This is a genomic window from Streptacidiphilus sp. MAP5-3 (assembly GCF_041262505.1).
GTDB lineage: Bacteria > Actinomycetota > Actinomycetes > Streptomycetales > Streptomycetaceae > Streptacidiphilus.
Map to the genome: position 1 here is coordinate 144,197 of NZ_JBGCCL010000008.1, position 15,940 is coordinate 160,136.

A 15,940-nucleotide genomic window follows, 5' to 3' on the forward strand; every position below is an offset into this window, starting at 1 on the left:
GTACCGGCATGAGCATGCATCAGATCCGCACCGCGCCCCTGAGGGTGCGGATAGGAGAGCTACCCGGAAGCACCGAGCGCCCCACCGAGGACCGCGTCGTCGTCCTACCTCATGCCCTGGTTGTCCTCGACGGTGTGTCGACCGTCACCGATCAGGCCCCGCGTGGCGGCTGGTACGCCGGCGTACTCGGCGACCGGATCGCGGACCTGCTCAGCGAGGACCCGCGCGGGGACCTGCGCGAACTGCTGGCCGAGGCGATCGGCCACGTCGTGCGCGACCACGGGCTCGTCGCAGGCTCATCCCCGGCTGCGACCGTCGCCATCGTGCGCCAGCTGGGACAGCAGATCGACGCGGCAGTGCTCGGTGACAGCCCGATCATCGCGCTCGGCACCGACGCCACCGTGCACCAGTTGCGCGACGAGCACCTGGCCCGCCTTGTCGAGTCCCGTCCCCAGGCCCGTGAGTACCGTCAACGCCTTCGCCTCGGCCACGGTTTCGACGACCGGCACCGCGCTCTTCTTCGGGAGCTGCGCGCCTATCAGGACACCGTGGTCAACCGCGCCGGCGGCTACTGGATCGCGGAGGCGCTCCCGGCAGCCGGACGACACGCCCGCACCGCCACCTGGCCGCTCCACGAGCTCGACGAGGTGCTCGTCGCCACCGACGGTGCGGCCTGCGCGGTCGACGAATACGGGCTGTACACCTGGCCCGAGCTGGCGGCGGCGTGCCGCACAGCCGGCCCACAGGCGGTGGTCGACACCGTCCGCGAAGTCGAGGAGCAGGACCCCGCCGCCGGCAAGTGGCCCCGCTACAAGAAGAGCGACGACAAGGCCCTCGCCCACATCCAGCTCACCGAGCCCCGATCGCAACTGCACGCCGCCTGATACGGCCCCAGACCAGTACAGACCGCATGCCCTGCCCACTCCGAACCAAGCCCGGAATTCACCACGGAGGACCCCGTGCAGTCGACGATCGTTGTGCAAAGCATCGGCCGCGGCGCGCTCAAGAAGGGCAATGGCCAGCAAACAGGACCCGGACGACGTCGTGCCTCGCTCGCGCATACGCCTCCAACGCCCCGATCACGGCTGTCGGATCGGGGCGTTGAGGCTGAGGTGGTGCTTCGTGACGACATCCGGTGATCCCGCCAATCTGGCTGCACAGGCCGCCGACGACCCGGAGCCCGGCATGGAGCGGGATGTGCGCCGGCGGATACGTCTTCGAGGGCCGCTGGGACTCATGGCCGCTCACGGCGCTCCCGCGACCAGCGGCGCGTTCGCTCCGCTGCGTCACCGCGACTTCCGCGTGTTCCTCGCTGCGCGGATCCTGTCCGCTTCCGGCACGGCCATCGCGCCCCTCGCGCTGGCGTTCGGCGGCCTGGCGATCGGCGGCGCTTCCTCGCTGGGCTGGATCCTCGCGGCAGGCGCGCTGCCGCAGGTCCTGCTCACTCTCGTCGGAGGCGTGGCCGGCGACCGCTACCCGCGCCATCTCGTCATGGCCGCCTCGAACCTGCTGTTGGGCGCCGGCCAGAGCGCTGCCGCTGTCCTGCTGCTCACGCACACCGCGAGTGTCGGCCGTCTGGCGATGCTGTCCGCACTGTCCGGCGCGGCGAGCGCGTTCCTGTCCCCCGCCATGTCCGGCACGGTCCCCTCACTCGTCCCCGCCGAGGCGCTGAGGCAGGCGAACGCGCTGCACCAGGGCTCCATCAACGCCGTCAAGATCGCCGGCCCTGCCGTGGGTGGTGCGCTGATCGCGGCCATCGGCCCCGGCTGGGGCCTGGCCTACGACGCCGTCACCTTCTATGGCGCCGCAGCACTCGTGCTGCGCCTGCACCTGCCCGCCACGGCCGCGGAGCGCACCACCGCGTGGCGGCAGCTGCGCGAGGGCTGGACCGTCTTCGCCTCGCACCGGTGGCTGTGGGCGATGACGATCCAAGGCACTCTGATCGTCGCGGCCTGGCTCGCCGGCTACGTCCTCCTCGGGCCGGTGTACGCGCAGCAGCACCTCCACGGCCCCGCCGACTGGGGCCTGGTGATCTCCGGCTTCACCATCGGCCTGGTCACCGGCGCGGCCGCGTGCCTGCTGCGATCCCCCAACCGGCCCGGCCTCGCCGAAGTCGCCTCAGCCGCCACCATGGCGCTCCCCATGGCCGCCATGGCCACCCACGCCCCACTACCACTCCTGATCGCCGCCACGTTCACCGCAGGTGCCGCTCTCAACATCTCCATGATCTCCTGGCGCACCCTCCTTCCCCAGCGGATCCCCGCCCACCAACTCGGCCGTATCTCCGCTTTCTCCGAGGTCGGGCAGCTCACCCTGGTGCCCCTCGCGTACCTCGCCGCGGGCCTCGCCGGCACCGCGTCACTCGCCCGCGCCCTGTGGGCGATCACCGCCGTCCTGATCCTGGCCGCTGTGGGACCGCTGCTGCTCCCGGACGTTCGCGCTCTCGCGCTCGCCGACAACCTCACTCCGCCCTCTACCGCTGACCACGGCACTGCCCCGGAGGCTGCTGTCGCGAAGACCTTCGAGAGGAACTCATGACCACCGCCGGCACCGCACCAAGGGACTCCAGCGCGGCGGGCTCCAGCTACCGGAACCCCAGCTGAGTACGGGCCCTCCCACGGCTCTGGACGGGCGTCTCGCTGCTGCTCACCGATGACCGCAACCGCGTGACCGGTCAGCGATAGGCCCAGGGCCGGGCGGTGTCGATAGCGGACGTCTCGAGCTCGAAGGCCAGGCCGTCGTGGTCACTGGCGCCCTTCGGCTCACTCAGCAGCCGGTAGCCGGAGACCGCTCCGGCCAGTGGACCGGATACCCACGCTTGATCGATCCGGTCGTCCGTGCCGGTCGACGCGAGGAGCCGCTCGTCCCCCGTCTTCTCGTACAGGTGCCAGGCCACATCCACGTAGCCGTTCTGGACGAGCTTGCGGGCCACCCGCCGGTCCGGCACCGGATCCACGCCCGGGTCGACGTCTCCCTCCGGGAGAAGCGTCCTCGACCCCAGATTATATGGCCGCATTTCGGAGAAATCAGGCAGCGGGTGCGTGGAGGACGCGGGCGGGTAGTTGCAGTCCCCGGCCAGTACAGCGAACGGGCCGTACCGGTAGCCGCGGGTCGCGGTCAGGTTCGCCTCGATGAGTGCCCGGTCCGCCGAATGCGGGTCGTAGTGCACCGGCACGAAGCTCAGCGGCGCGGGCAGGCCCTCGATCTCGAAGGTGGCGATGCCGAAGCCGTGCAGGGTCTCCAGCGCGAAGTCAGTGTTCCAACGCTTCCAACGGCCCAGGACCTCAGGCCGGTAGAGCACGGCGGTGCCGTAGCCGCTCTTGGAGGGCGCCAGCGGAAGCGCGTCCAGGCCCAGGTCGCGCATCGCCCGGGCCAGCTGCTTGTGACCGTAGAGACCCCAGTCCACCGCCTCGCACAGCAGCACCACATCGACCCGCTCGGCTGCCGCGTTGATTCGCTCGGCCAGCAGCGGCCACCGGTCCTCCGGCTCACCGTCCCCGTTCTTCAGCCCACCGTGACCGAGGTTCTGCACCACCACCGTCAACTGCACAGCCACACTCCCTGCTTGTCGATGAGGAGACGCTAGCGTCTCGGCAGCCTCGGGGAGGTTGCTTCGCAGAAGGCGATGACCGATCAGCTACCGCTCGTACTGGCCGGGAGCAACCGGCTGAGGTCAGTCCCCAAGGAGCGGCTGGCTGAGGCGGTCGAGGTGCGTGTGGTATTCCTGCCGCACGTACCCGAGCGGATCTTCCTTCCATCGGCCGTCTTCGGCGGCGAGCGGACCGGTGTGCGTGCCGTGCTCCCGGTCCCAATCCAGCAGAGTCCCGGCCTTGGCCCGTGCCTGTTCACGTTGGTCTTCTGACGCTCGCTCGCCGAGACCGAGGACGATCCGGTCGCTCAATGCGGCCTGGACCAGCAGACGTTGCCGCTCCAGGCCCAAACTGGGCGTCCCGGCTGCCTGGTCCGCGAGGTGCATGGCCTCCAGGTTGGACGCGGCCATCACGTGGTCATCAAGCGGCTGAGCCGTCTCGTAGATGCAAGCGTCCGGCGGATACGTCACGGCAGCGTTGCCGCGCTGCAGGTCGTCCATGGCCTGCCCGGTCTCCAGGATGGCCCGCAGACGGTCACCGACCGCGTATCCGAACTCGGTGTGCAGCGCGAGCACACCGCGGGCCTGATCGACGATGAACTCGCCCTTGGTGCGGGCGTCATCGTCGCCCTGCTCGATCCAGTACGGAATGGAGTGCAGCAGGGACGACAAATCCGGAGCCGGAGGTGAGGCGCTCGCCAGGACGTCGAGGACGCCGTCGCCGAGAAGTTCGCCGGCCGGCGCAAGCGGGATGCGCAACAGCTCGCCACCGGCGGGAGCGTCCAGGCGGTACTCAACCGCGGTGGCGTGCAGCGCGCAAGCGACCACCGCGGTCACATGGTGGATGTATGTATCCGTGTTGTCCCGGACGGGCGCCCAGGCGGTGGGGCGCTGCGTGAGGTGCCAGGAGACCAACCCGGACGCCCAGGCGAGGCACCCGTCCCAGGTCGATGGGAAGCGCACCGCCTGGGCCTGCTTCAGCAGTCCGTCAACATCCATATCGCCGGAGGGTAGCGACTGCGTTCGTCGCCTGTACGTCGAACGGCGGATTCCGAAGGGCTGGTCTCGCGGCGCTACCTGTTGACCTGGCTCGCCGCTGAACGACCTCACTGGTGCTGCGACGAGCGGTCAGGTCAGTGTGATCGCGATGGCCAGGGCGCCGAGACTCTCCTTCGGGGCAGGATAGAAGGAACGCATGGCGCTGAGCTGTTGTTCGCGGGTGGCGGTCGGGTCGATCGTGGCCAGGTCTTCGCCGGCCAAGAGGGCCTCGAAATCGCTGTAGGCGGTGACGCCGTTCACCAGGACCTCGCAGGCTTGATCGGTATCCTCGACTCTGAAGCGAATGCGATCTCCGGCCGAAAGGTCCGCCAGGCGCGGGTAGAGCACACGGACTTCGGTGGTCTTACGACCGGCGGCGACGAGGTCGAAGTACCGGCGCTGTAGGTGTAGCTCGAAGGTGCGGGACATCAGAGGACGTCATCCGCCTCGCGGCTGAGTCCGTCCATCGCAGTCTCGATGAGGTCTCGCGCTGCCGGGCCGTAGGCAGCCGATTGCTGCAGCAACTCGAACGCCTTGCGGAACACCGCGAGCCGCGTCGGGTCCGTGATCGTCTCGGCGCCCCGGTAGCCCTCCACCTCGGCGCGGCGATCGTCGAAGATGGAGAAGCCGTCGCCTGGATAGACCCGCAGGCGGGCGCGTGCCGGGATGATCCCCAGGGTGAGCCCGGGAAGAGCGGTGGCGTCGAGCAGCCGCCGCAACTGCCCGCGCATCACGTCCGCTCCGCCGATGTTCGTAAGCAGCGCCTGTTCGCCGAGCAGTACGTGGTAGGTCCGGCCTTCCTGCCCGATGTACTGCGCTCGCGCTGTCCGCGCGGCGACGCCGGCCTCGATGTCGTCGGGGATCTCGTGGAAGTCGACGACGAGTCGCAGCATGGCGGCGGCGTACTCCGGGGTCTGCAGGTTGCCCCAGACGATGTCCGGGTGGTAGCCGACGTGGTCACGGGTGCTCCTGACCAGGTCCAGGAAGCTCTGTTGCACGGGGCCGGTGCCCGACTGAAGCAAGTCGTCCCAGGCGTGGTCCGCGGGAGATGTCTGCATGCTGGCGATCCTCGCAGGTGGGCCGATTGCTGTCTGGGTGTTCGGGTGAACAGCACACGCAGTCCCAGGAGACCGCTCGTCGGGCACGGCGATTCTTGCCATATCCATGACGACCCCTCAGCGAGGCCTGCTCCCGGCCGTCGCCGCAGCTCACGCCACCACCGCACGCCGCAGAGCCGCTTCTGCTCAAAAGCTCGACGAATTGCCGCGACCAGCTACCCCGCCGCGCTCCACAGCCGACCCGACGTGCCGGTCCACTGGCGCGAGGCGCTGGAAGAGCAGTGTGACCTCGTGTTCTCCCGCATCGACTCCGAGACCCTGACGCCGATCACGACCGACCGACAAACGTCCTGGATCGGAAGCGTTCGTCGACGCGCGCTCCCGACGCCTACCGAGAACGTTGGGGCGGGGCATGACGTCTCGGCTGCCGAACCGTCAGCCACACGCCGCACAAGGCCACCAGGGCCATCAGCACCAGGAAGGCGCCGCTGACGGCGAACACCGCAAGGCGCTCCCCGAGCGAGGCGCTCCCGGCAAGCGCGATCTGGAGGGCGCCAACCGCGAGAACCCCGCCGAGGCAGATCACCACCAGCGCAGCCGCGATCGGCAGGGGCAGGCCGCCTGGCCGGCGCGATAGGCCGCTCTCGTCTTTCACCACTGCGCGTCCCCTCTCAGCCGTCGGCCCGGTGGTGGCCCCGGACTTGGGCGCATCGCGAGATCTCCCGCCACGTGCCGTCCTTCGCCCACTGGTAATACCACCCGCTGACGGTGACGTACGAACCGGTGCCCACCGGCATGTCCTCCCACCGCGCACCGGTGCCGAGCCTCCACAGGATGGCCTCGACGACGGCCCGGTGATCACTGTTCTCCCACACCGACCCGCCGCGCGTCGGAAGGACCGCTTTGACCTTCTCCCAAGAGGAGTTCGTCAGTTCGAAGTACCGCCTGGTCCGCTCGCTGGTCAAGGAGGCCCGCTCGTCGTACCACAGCGGGTCGATCGCGGCGAGGCGCTGCTGCGCGGGCTCAGCGAGCTGGCCTTGGCGGTACTTCTTGCGCTGCTGGTACAGCCAGGAGTCCAGCGGGCCGGCGGGCACCTTGATGTGCCCGTGGGCAGTGTGGAACGCATGGAGTTCGACGCAGCGGCTGTCCCAGCGTTCCTGTGCGGGATCCCAGGGAAAGCCGATCTTGTCGAGGAGCGCCACGTACTCCTCGGCCAGCGTTCCGCTCTGCCGGTTGCTGCGCTGCGCGGTGCTCCATGACTGCACGTTGATGCCGTCGACCGTGACCAGATCGCTCGGGACGGCCCAGTGGCCCTCCTCGGCGTGGAATGCCTTCAACGCCTCGTAGGTGTTGCGCCAGGAGCTGTCGCGGCGGTCCTGGAAGTCGATGCCGATCTCCGCCATCAGGTCGACCTGCCAGGGATCGAGTCGACCCTTGCGGAAACTGGCGCGCTGGCCCTCCAGCCAGATCGCTTCACGTGATGTGCTGGGCAGACGCAGCAGGCTCCCACGCCTGTCGTAGATCGCCTTGAGTTCCTGGTAGCGGCGCATCCAACGGTCCTGTGCACCGTCCCAGGGGAAGTTGATCGCATCCAACAGCGCGATCCGCTGCTCCGACACCTTGCCCGCCCGGCGCCGGGTTCGCTGCGCCGTGCACCAGTTGAGGACGACGACGCCGCGCTGGGTGACGACGCCTTCCTCGAAGGCGAAGTGGCCCATCTCCTCAGCGATGCGCTTGACCTCCTCGTACGTGAGCAGCCAGGACTCCTCGAGTTGGTCCCAGACGATGCCGAGCTTCTCCAGGAGTTCGAGGCGGTCCACTGGCAGGTCACCGGTGTTGTAGGCGACGCGCTGCTTGCTCAACCAGGAACCCAGCCGCAGGCCCTCCGTGGTGATCCAGTCGTACGGGATGTCGGCGTTCCCGTGGACCTGGTGGTAGGCGCGGGCGGCGCCGTAGTACTCGTCCCAGCTCGGGGTAGTGGCACGCACAGCCCGGATGGTGATGGCGCGGGCGAAGGTCTCCGGCACCTCGATCCCGGCTACCGTCAGCCAGGTCGGCAGCTTGTGCTCCCGCGAGAGCGTCTCGAACGGCTTGCCCTCGCCGATCTGCACGCGGTGAAGCCGTAGTTCCTCGTCCAGGCGGTCGTCGTGATCGCGCATCGCACGGAGCACCTGCCACACCGGCTCCCATTCACTGCTCTCCAAGGCCGCCTCGGGGCTCTCTCCGGCAGCGAGGAGAAGCGGGACGACGATGGTGGCGACCTTGTCGCGGCGGCCACCGGTGCGCAGCGCCCGCCCGACGGCCTGAATGGTGTCGATGGCGGAGCGCCGCGGCCGGCTGAAGATCACCGAGTCGACTGCGGGCACGTCGACGCCCTCGTTGAGGACCTTGGCGTTGCTGACCACGGCGAGTTCGTCGCCGGGGTCGGCGAGCCGTTCGAGGATTCGGCGCCGCAGGTGAGGTGCCTGGGCGCCGGAGACGTGGCCGGCCCACACTCCGACCGGGCCACCGGGCATCAGGGCCGCGGTCGCCGGGAGGGTGGAGGCCCAGGTCCGGGCGTCGGCGACACGGTGGTGGTAGCTGATGGCCCGTCGGACTCCGTACTCGGTCATCGTGCGAAGCACCGCGATCTGCCCGGCCACGGTGGCCGGCTGCAGCGACGCGGCCCCCAGGCGCAGGGCCAGGTTCGCGTCGGCGGTCAGCTTGTGGACCTCCTCGTCGGTGACCACGGGCACGATGACGCGGTAGTCCGCTAGCAGACCCATCGAAATCGCTCGTGAGAACGGTAGCCGGTAGGAGACGTCGCCGAAGATCTGCTGGTCGTCCATCGACACCCCGGCGTCACCGCTGGTGGTGGCCACCCTCGGTGTGGCGGTCATGTAGAGGCGCCGTTGAGCAGGCAGTTGCGCGTCGTGGTGGATCGCCTTCCACGGACCGTCGGCCTTACCAGTGGTTCGGTGCGCCTCGTCGATCACCGTGAGGTCCCAGGGCGGGAGATCGTGGTGGGCGTGCGCGGCGGCGATCACGGGCAGGGAGGCGTAGGTGGACAGCACTGTGACTCGGCTTCGGCCCTGGGTGCTGGCGGCCAGAACGTCTGGGGTGGTGGTCACCACCACGTCAGGCTCGCCCTCCAGCATCTGCATCTCGGCGATCGTCGGGTCGCTGCACACCGCTACCGTGGCGCCCAGGTGTCCGCCGCTGACCGTGCGGTAGGCGTCGATTGTCTGAACCAGCAGCTCGATCGTGGGCACCACCACCAGCACGCGCAGGCTGGGGCCCAGCCGGGTCGCCACGGCTCCGCCGATGCGGGTCTTGCCGGTGCCGCAGGCAGCGATCAGGCTGGTACGGCCGCCCCGCCCGACCGCGGTGGCCACCGCTTCCACGGCTTCCACCTGATGTGGCCACAACTCGCCCGCCATGCCTCGGCCCCTCCCTGCCCGCCCGGCTTCGACCGCGTGAGCATGCCTGCGTTCCCTCAGAGGCAGAGCATCCCATGTGCACCGCCGGTCCAGCCGCCTCGGATCAGCGCTTACCGCGCAAGAAAGAACAGATCCGGCTCATCGTCCTTGGTCCGGCTACTGGCGGCGATCGCCTGTGTAGGTGATCGGTGGTCAGAATGCGCGGCGGTGATGGGGCTATATCAGGTGCCCTTGGAGCCTGGCTTCGGTGGGAGGAGTGGAAGGAGGTCGTCGAAGTGGACGGCCAGGACGGCCTGGGAGAGGACGAGCAGGGCATCGTAGAGGGTGGGTTGCCATCGCTGGGTGGTCAGGTCCGTCACGGTGGTCCCACGCGCGGGGACGCCCTTTTGAGCAGCGTGGATATGACCTCCTTCGTGCTGCGGACCGTCTATCGGAGCTTCGGCGACGTGCGTCCGACCTCCGCGATCATCGCCCTGATTCAGACGGGTGTTGAGATTGAGCCCGGTCGCCGTGGCGACACCGAAGAAGGGTGTGCGTGACGGATGCACCTGAACTGAAGGTGACCGCCGTGCCGGAGGTGACTTGGCCCAGGCCGTGCAAACTCCTAGCCGGCCACCCGACGCGCCGACGGCACTGCCTTGCAGCTGGGGCTCTCTGCTGAAACGCTGTCCCGGCAAGAACATTCACATCATCGCTCAGCATCACGGCAGCCCCGCGAAACGGCTCTGTGATCCGTACGGGGGGTATGGCTCGCATGCTGATTCAACAGGCTCGGTTCACCGATGCGCGCCAGCTGACCGAGATCCTGGCGAACGGTCCGTCGCACAACGGCGACGTCCTGATGGCCCACCTGGCCGGCGTCGTGCTCGACGCTGAGAGGACCGCCGGGCTGCTTGCGGCCTGGGCAGAGATCGTCGCGGCAGCCACCGGTGACACGGCCGCGCTGTTCACCAACGTGCCCGACCCCGAAGCCGCCTGGGTGAAGCTCGGGCGAGCACTGGCGGACGCGGCCCGCCAAGGCGACTCGTCCAAGGCCGAGGACGCTGCCGACCGGTGCGCCATCGAACTGGGCTCGGTCGACCGAGCCCACCTCCTTGGGCATTGGGGTCGGGAGCTGATCCCCGGCTTCATCCGGGCGGCGGGCAGACTGGACGAGCTGCTGGAGCAGGCGGCCCTGCACCGATCCTTCGCCGGAGGCGACGACGCCGGCTGGGTGAGCGCAGCCGCCTGGACGGTCTGCGCGCTCACCGAGTCGGGCCACGTCGAGGCGTACAACCGAATCGGCGACCTGATCGTCAAGGAGGGGCGGGGCGCCGACCTCTGGCAGACCTGGCCTCAGGTGGCCGCGTCCATGATGTCCACCGGTTACCTGCGCGAGATCGAGCCGCTCCCCCAAGACATCCCCGGGTATCCCGTCGGTCTTCCGCTGCGTGCGGTCGAGGCCGTCCACAGCACTAGCCCGAAGCTGATCAAGCGGGCGCAGTCCGAGTTCGCCGCCCAGTCCCCGGACAACCAGGTCATGCTGGCCTTCGAACTGGCCGTCCTGATCGGCACCTGCCGCGCGCTGCCCTCCCGGCGGGCAGCGCGCCGAGCGGCCCGCGGCGAGCACGATGCGGACCAGCAGGCGTTCAGCGACACGGCCCGCGCCATCATCGACGAGATGCCGGCGGCCGTCGTCGAGCGGACCGGGCGGATGCACGCCTTCTCCCGCCGCGTGGTCCTGGCCTTCATCGACGCAGACCGCGAGACCCTCGCGGCTGTCGTGGACCGGATCGCCACCTGGGACGACGACCCCGGCCGCGAGCCCTACCCGAGGCCACGCTTCGAGTTCCCCGCCAACCAGGCGCTTGCCCTGACCAACGACCTCTTCCGCCTTGGCGAGCAGAAGGGCGCCCGCTTCTCCGACGCGGAAACGGCGCACGGGGCGGCCGAACTGATCAAACGGGACGCACCCGCCGTGCACCGGGAGGCCGCCTTGGCCCTGCTCTCCGCGATGAAGGGGGACAGCCGCGACGGCGTCGAGTTCGATCCGGTCGCCGCGACAACCGAAGCGGGACTTCTGGCGTTCGCCGCGACCGCGGCGTGGCTCGGGACGAACCCGAGGCTCATCCGCTCGAGGGAGACCGTGCGCCTCAACCTGATCAAGGAGATCAGGGAGAGCGAGGCCAGGGCGCTGAAGGTCCCCGACCGCGAAACGATCACTGAGATCGGCGACGAGGAGGCACTCATCTTCCTCCACCAACTCTACGGCGAGGACTACCCCCTCCCCCGCGACCCTGCCGAACGCGGCGTGTGGGAGCAGGACATCGTCTCCGTCATCAAGCAGCACCTGCTGGAGACCCCGGCGGATGCCACCACACTGGAGCAGAAGAAGGCCCTCCACGAGCGCGTGACCGCCATCCTGCGTGCAGCGGCCGGCACCCCCCGTCGCACTCCGGCACCGCCGGACCGCAGCGGTGTGGTCCGCAATCAGCCCAAGCGTAAGAAGCCCAAGAACCGACGCTAGAACCGCCATCCGGCGGCGCGGCCCTACCAGCACCGCGCCGCCCCAACTGCGGCACCCTCAACTTGCGTACGGCTCGTGTGACACTCCGATCACCCGGGCTCCGACTCCAAGGGAGCGGGCTTCATGCAAGCACCACCACCGGCCGCAGACGGCGCCACACAGTGATGACAGCGAGCGCGGCAAGGGTCATCCAGGCCTTGCCGAGCAGTTGGCCGGGCAGGTAGGCCAAGGATCCGAAAGCGATCCACAGGAAGACGAGGGAGTCTGCGATCAGACCGACGGTGGCGGATATCCCAACGGCCAGGACCAGCCCGCGTCGGCGTAGCGGCTCATACACCGCGTAGTCCAGGGTCTCGGCGATTACGAAGGCCGCCACGGACGCGGTCGCCAACTCCGGAGTAGCCAGCCAGTACGACAAGACCGCACCGATGGCCATGGCCGTGATGATCAGGACACGTCCGGCAAGCTCACGAGCCAGATCGCGAAGTACGAGGGTGAGGCCGATCATGTAGACACCGGCGGGGGCTGCCTGCCCGAGCCCGACGGGGACGACTCCATAGTGAGTGACGAGCAGGTTGGCTGCAGGCGTTGTGGCTATGTACGCGACCAAAGCACCGGCGGCGACAATGGGGCGAGCACGCATAGTTCTCCTCAGGGACAGGGCTGCCAGGTGGCGGCCACTTGGCAGGTTCGACGGCAGCAGCGCTGGCAGGCGCCCCCGAAAGTGATCAACGCCGTGACACTGACCTCGTGAGGCGGGACACGCGGCGCCCGGTTCAGTGGGAAGTCGAAGAGCACGTGAGCTGGCCTGTGGAGCCGGCACGCCTTGAGCGGGCCGTCACAGTTGCCACCGACGCATCCGCGCGACAAGCGGCGCTTCGCCAATGATCATTTGGCACCAAGTAGACGTCCGACAAGGACGTTTGACCTCAGGTCAGGCCAGTCAGTACCGTTGATCCATCATAGAGGGGCCCCGCCGTGCCTACGGCGGGGCCCCCTTTGTATCTACCTGCAAAAAACAGGCGGACTGAGCGTTGCGCTTTCGGTTGAGGTTCCGAGGCCAGGTACCGGCGGCGCACCCACAGAAGGGCTTACTCATGACCTCTGAGCATCTCACGCAGATCGGCTCCCCGTTTGCCAACGATGCCGGCGACGCGCTGCCGTCACCGCAATCGGACACCGTGCAGGCGGGGAATGTCGGGGCCGTACAACGATCGTTGGACGTGAGGATCGGTAGCCACTTCTCCATGTCGGTGTCGGTCTCACCGATGTTCCTCACCTTGCTGACCCTCGTGGTGGGCGGCGCGGGAGGCAACCTCGTCTACTGGGCCAGCCAATTGCTGCATCGGTAATGATCACACGCTACCCGCCACGCGCCAGCAGGAGTGTCACGCCACGAGCAGTCCGCAGACTCTGATGCGATACGCAACAACCGCAATCTCCCTCCGGTCTCCTCGACTGTCCACACGCTGGAAGTGTCGCCGGTCGCAACCATGGAGGACACCGTCTGTTGACGTGCGGCGCGACCCCGCTGGGGTGGCGTGCCGCACGTCAACAAGGCGCGTCATCCGGAGATGCGGGCAATCGCGTCGTGGCTGTGGATGCTCTCCAAGTTACGGACGCTCACTGAGTGAACGAACTCTCGTTCCCGACAGGAAAGAGAGATATCTCGAGCCATGTCCTCGACGAACACCGGATGGTCATATGCCTCCATCGTCAGGGCACGCTCATCGGGCCGCTTGACGAGGGGCACCACGGGAGCGGACGCACAACCCCTAAGTAGTTGCACGGCATCGTGCACAGGAAATGGGTATGGATTGTCTCCCACGCCGGTAACGGTCAACGAGACGCGGCTGCGCTGATTGTGTGCGCCGTAGTCCGAGATCGCTTTCGAGCACGGGCACAGACTGGTGACCTCACAGGTCACAGTGGTCGCTACGATGGCCGCGCTGCCGTCCAAGCGACCTTCGATAGATACATCGTGGACCTGCCAGGACTCGGCACCACTGGTTGGCGCTGTGACACGAGTGCCGATGGGCATAGAAACGGTGACGGTCAGCGAGGAAACGTCCAGAAGGTCCGCACCGGCCTTGAGGACCTGCGGTAGTTCCCGCGGGTCAAACTGCTGGAGGTGCTCGTGAACCAGCTCGACCATGCGACTCATGTGTGTGCCGCGCCGGTCATGCGGAAGTCGAACTGTGACCGTGAGATCCGCGATGCCGTGCTGGCGCAGGTACCCGTCGTCGAAGCTCACGGGATAGCGCAGGCCGCTGATGCCGACTTCGTCGATCTCGATGCCACGAAGGTCGGCCTCGTTCTGGATGTCGTGCATTCTCACTCGCCCCGATAGGTGCACCCGGAGGTGCAGGTTTCTCGGACGGTCAGGGCAGAGAGCGCCGGCAAGTCGGGCAGTAGCCGGTCCCAGATCCAGCGGGCCAACTGCTCGCTCGTGGGGTTCTCCAAGCCTTCGATGTCGTTGAGGTAGTAGTGGTCGAGACGGGCCTCGATCGGCTTGAAGGCACGCTTGACGTCACCGAAGTCCATGACCCAGCCGGCCTCGGGGTCGACCGGGGCCTCCACGTGGACGATGACGCGGTAGGAGTGCCCGTGGAGCCTGGCGCACTTGTGGCCCTCGGGAACTCGGGGCAGCCGGTGGGCGGCTTCGAAGGTGAACTCGCGGAAGATTTCCATTACTGAATTCCCAGATACTTGTGCGTCTGGAGGGAGAGGGTCCAGCGCGGGTTCTTCATGCAGTACTCGACGGCTGCTCGGGTGTTGGCTTCTCGATCAGGGCCGTCCATGGGCTGGAGCCTGAAGTGGCGGTAGTCAAGGTGCTCGAACTGGGCTGGGTCTCCGCCGAGTTGCGGGTACACGAGCTTCAGTTCGTCGCCGCGGGTGACCACCAAGTCGGAGCCGATCTTGGGACTGACGCACAGCCAGTCGATGCCTTCCGGCGGCGTCCGCGTGCCGTTGGTCTCTACAGCAACCTCGAAGCCACGTGCATGCAGTGCCTCAATGGCAGCCTGGTCCAACTGCAGGAGCGGCTCTCCGCCGGTGCACACTACGAAGCGGTGATCGGCGGCCTCGGAGGGCCATGCCTGCTCGACGGCCTGCGCGAGGGCATCAGCGGAGGCGAACCGGCCACCGCCCTCCCCGTCTGTGCCCACGAAGTCGGTGTCGCAGAACCTGCAAATCGCCCGCTCCCGGTCCTTTTCCAGACCGGTCCACAGGTTGCAGCGGGAGAAGCGGCAGAAGACAGCGGGGCGGCCTGCGTGGCTCCCTTCCCCTTGAAGGGTGTAGAAGATCTCTTTGATCAGGTACGTCATTCTTAGGCGCCCTGGTACTGGACGGGGTCGGTGGCCCCCGCCTCCGCGAAGCCCTTCAGGCGCATCAGGCAGGTGTCGCAGCGGCCGCAGGCTCGGCCCTGCTCGTCCGGGTCGTAGCAGCTCGAGGTCAGGGAGTAGTCGACACCAAGGCGCAGGCCCTCGCGGACGATGTCGGCCTTCGAGAGGGCGATCAGCGGGGAGTGAAGCTTCAGCTCCTGGGTACCTTCGATGCCCGCCCGGGTCGCCAGGTTGGCCATCTTGGCATAGGCGTCCATGTACTCGGGCCGGCAGTCCGGGTAGCCGCTGTAGTCCACCGCGGTTACGCCGGTGAAGATGTCGGTGGCACCGACGACCTCGGCGTAGGCCAGGGCGAAGGACAGGAAGATGGTGTTGCGTGCAGGCACGTAGGTGATCGGGACGCTGCTGCTCTCCGCCTCTTCGACGGTGTCGTGCTTGGGCACCTCGATGTCGTCGGTCAGTGCAGAGCCCCCGAACACGCGCAGGTCGATGTCTGCGATGACGTGACGCGCCACACCCTGAGCCTCGGCAACGCGCTTGGCCGCTTCCAGCTCCACGCTGTGCCGCTGGCCGTAGCGGAAGCTCAGCGCGTACGGCGTGAAGCCCTGCTCCTTGGCGATGGCCAGCACCGTGGTCGAGTCAAGACCACCGCTCAGCAGCACGATTGCGGGACGTCCCATGTTCACTCCTTCAGTTGGCTCTTTGGGTACCGGTGCACCCTACCGTGTTATCTGGACGGTAGAGTAACCACAACTAGAGACGAGTTACCGGATCCTGGAGTCGAGTCGCGTGAGGCAACTTTCGCTTGTGGTCACCTGCACGGACCGCAAGATGTCCATGCCAAGCTTGGCCCTGCATGCCCGGTCACTGCCGGCTGGGAGTACGGAGCACCGTGCCCACGTCTGGCAGACGCGGCTGAACGAGGCTTCCGGCCTTGTCCCCCTCTGCGACCTCTACCAAGGCGAACACTGGGTACAGGCCCGGCA

16 protein-coding genes are annotated in these 15,940 nt (G+C 67.9%); 5 read left to right on the plus strand and 11 right to left on the minus strand.

Going from position 1 to position 15,940, the window contains the following annotated elements; translation table 11 throughout:
* Nucleotides 1–8 precede the first annotated feature (8 nt).
* Together ABH928_RS15145 and ABH928_RS15150 are read left to right on the plus strand one after the other, a co-directional pair.
* On the plus strand, nt 9–884 hold the full coding sequence (locus ABH928_RS15145; protein ID WP_370066369.1) for a protein phosphatase 2C domain-containing protein: 876 nt from the start codon (nt 9–11) through the stop codon (nt 882–884).
* A gap of 238 nt (nt 885–1,122) precedes the next feature.
* Nucleotides 1,123–2,538, plus strand: coding sequence for an MFS transporter (locus ABH928_RS15150; RefSeq protein WP_370066371.1), 1,416 nt, complete (start codon nt 1,123–1,125; stop codon nt 2,536–2,538).
* Between the two features lie 136 nt (nt 2,539–2,674).
* Here the strand turns inward: ABH928_RS15150 and ABH928_RS15155 are convergent, their stop codons facing one another.
* The 6 genes from ABH928_RS15155 to ABH928_RS15180 form a co-directional block, all read right to left on the minus strand.
* Nucleotides 2,675–3,550: an endonuclease/exonuclease/phosphatase family protein gene (locus ABH928_RS15155; protein WP_370066373.1), complete on the minus strand. Its 876-nt coding sequence runs from the start codon at nt 3,548–3,550 to the stop codon at nt 2,675–2,677.
* A gap of 123 nt (nt 3,551–3,673) precedes the next feature.
* On the minus strand, nt 3,674–4,426 hold the full coding sequence (locus ABH928_RS15160) for a hypothetical protein (RefSeq protein WP_370066375.1): 753 nt from the start codon (nt 4,424–4,426) through the stop codon (nt 3,674–3,676).
* A gap of 291 nt (nt 4,427–4,717) precedes the next feature.
* Nucleotides 4,718–5,056 carry an ASCH domain-containing protein gene (locus tag ABH928_RS15165; protein ID WP_370066377.1) on the minus strand — a complete coding sequence of 113 codons (339 nt, stop codon included), beginning with the start codon at nt 5,054–5,056 and terminating at the stop codon, nt 4,718–4,720.
* A complete protein-coding gene (locus ABH928_RS15170) occupies nt 5,056–5,685 on the minus strand; it encodes a DUF5753 domain-containing protein (protein WP_370066379.1) in 630 nt (209 codons plus the stop codon). The genes ABH928_RS15165 and ABH928_RS15170 overlap by 1 nt, the downstream gene beginning before the upstream one ends.
* Nucleotides 5,686–6,073: 388 nt before the next feature.
* A complete protein-coding gene (locus ABH928_RS15175; RefSeq protein WP_370066381.1) occupies nt 6,074–6,343 on the minus strand; it encodes a hypothetical protein in 270 nt (89 codons plus the stop codon).
* A 13-nt stretch (nt 6,344–6,356) separates the two neighbouring features.
* A complete protein-coding gene (locus ABH928_RS15180; protein ID WP_370066383.1) occupies nt 6,357–9,104 on the minus strand; it encodes a Helicase associated domain protein in 2,748 nt (915 codons plus the stop codon).
* A gap of 275 nt (nt 9,105–9,379) precedes the next feature.
* On the opposite strand from ABH928_RS15180, the gene ABH928_RS15185 reads away from it, so the two are divergent.
* Complete coding sequence (locus tag ABH928_RS15185; RefSeq protein ID WP_370066385.1) at nt 9,380–9,643, plus strand: hypothetical protein; 264 nt, start codon at nt 9,380–9,382, stop codon at nt 9,641–9,643.
* A gap of 215 nt (nt 9,644–9,858) precedes the next feature.
* Nucleotides 9,859–11,610 carry a hypothetical protein gene (locus ABH928_RS15190; protein ID WP_370066387.1) on the plus strand — a complete coding sequence of 584 codons (1,752 nt, stop codon included), beginning with the start codon at nt 9,859–9,861 and terminating at the stop codon, nt 11,608–11,610.
* A 121-nt stretch (nt 11,611–11,731) separates the two neighbouring features.
* Here ABH928_RS15190 and ABH928_RS15195 read toward each other — a convergent pair whose 3' ends face one another.
* On the minus strand, nt 11,732–12,253 hold the full coding sequence (locus ABH928_RS15195; protein ID WP_370066389.1) for a VUT family protein: 522 nt from the start codon (nt 12,251–12,253) through the stop codon (nt 11,732–11,734).
* 454 nt (nt 12,254–12,707) lie between these two features.
* On the opposite strand from ABH928_RS15195, the gene ABH928_RS15200 reads away from it, so the two are divergent.
* A complete protein-coding gene (locus tag ABH928_RS15200) occupies nt 12,708–12,962 on the plus strand; it encodes a hypothetical protein (protein ID WP_370066391.1) in 255 nt (84 codons plus the stop codon).
* Nucleotides 12,963–13,174: 212 nt separating this feature from the next.
* Here the strand turns inward: ABH928_RS15200 and ABH928_RS15205 are convergent, their stop codons facing one another.
* Genes ABH928_RS15205 through queC form a run of 4 tightly spaced genes read right to left on the minus strand, consistent with a single transcriptional unit; the run spans nt 13,175 to nt 15,634 of the window.
* Nucleotides 13,175–13,942, minus strand: coding sequence for a GTP cyclohydrolase I FolE2 (locus ABH928_RS15205; RefSeq protein ID WP_370066393.1), 768 nt, complete (start codon nt 13,940–13,942; stop codon nt 13,175–13,177).
* Nucleotides 13,943–13,944: 2 nt separating this feature from the next.
* The gene (queD, locus tag ABH928_RS15210; RefSeq protein ID WP_370066395.1) at nt 13,945–14,301 is read right to left on the minus strand and encodes a 6-carboxytetrahydropterin synthase QueD; all 357 of its coding nucleotides are present in this window, start codon (nt 14,299–14,301) and stop codon (nt 13,945–13,947) included.
* A complete protein-coding gene (gene queE, locus ABH928_RS15215) occupies nt 14,301–14,936 on the minus strand; it encodes a 7-carboxy-7-deazaguanine synthase (RefSeq protein WP_370066397.1) in 636 nt (211 codons plus the stop codon). The genes queD and queE overlap by 1 nt, the downstream gene beginning before the upstream one ends.
* 2 nt (nt 14,937–14,938) lie before the next feature.
* A complete protein-coding gene (gene queC / locus ABH928_RS15220) occupies nt 14,939–15,634 on the minus strand; it encodes a 7-cyano-7-deazaguanine synthase QueC (protein ID WP_370066399.1) in 696 nt (231 codons plus the stop codon).
* Nucleotides 15,635–15,940 lie beyond the last annotated feature (306 nt).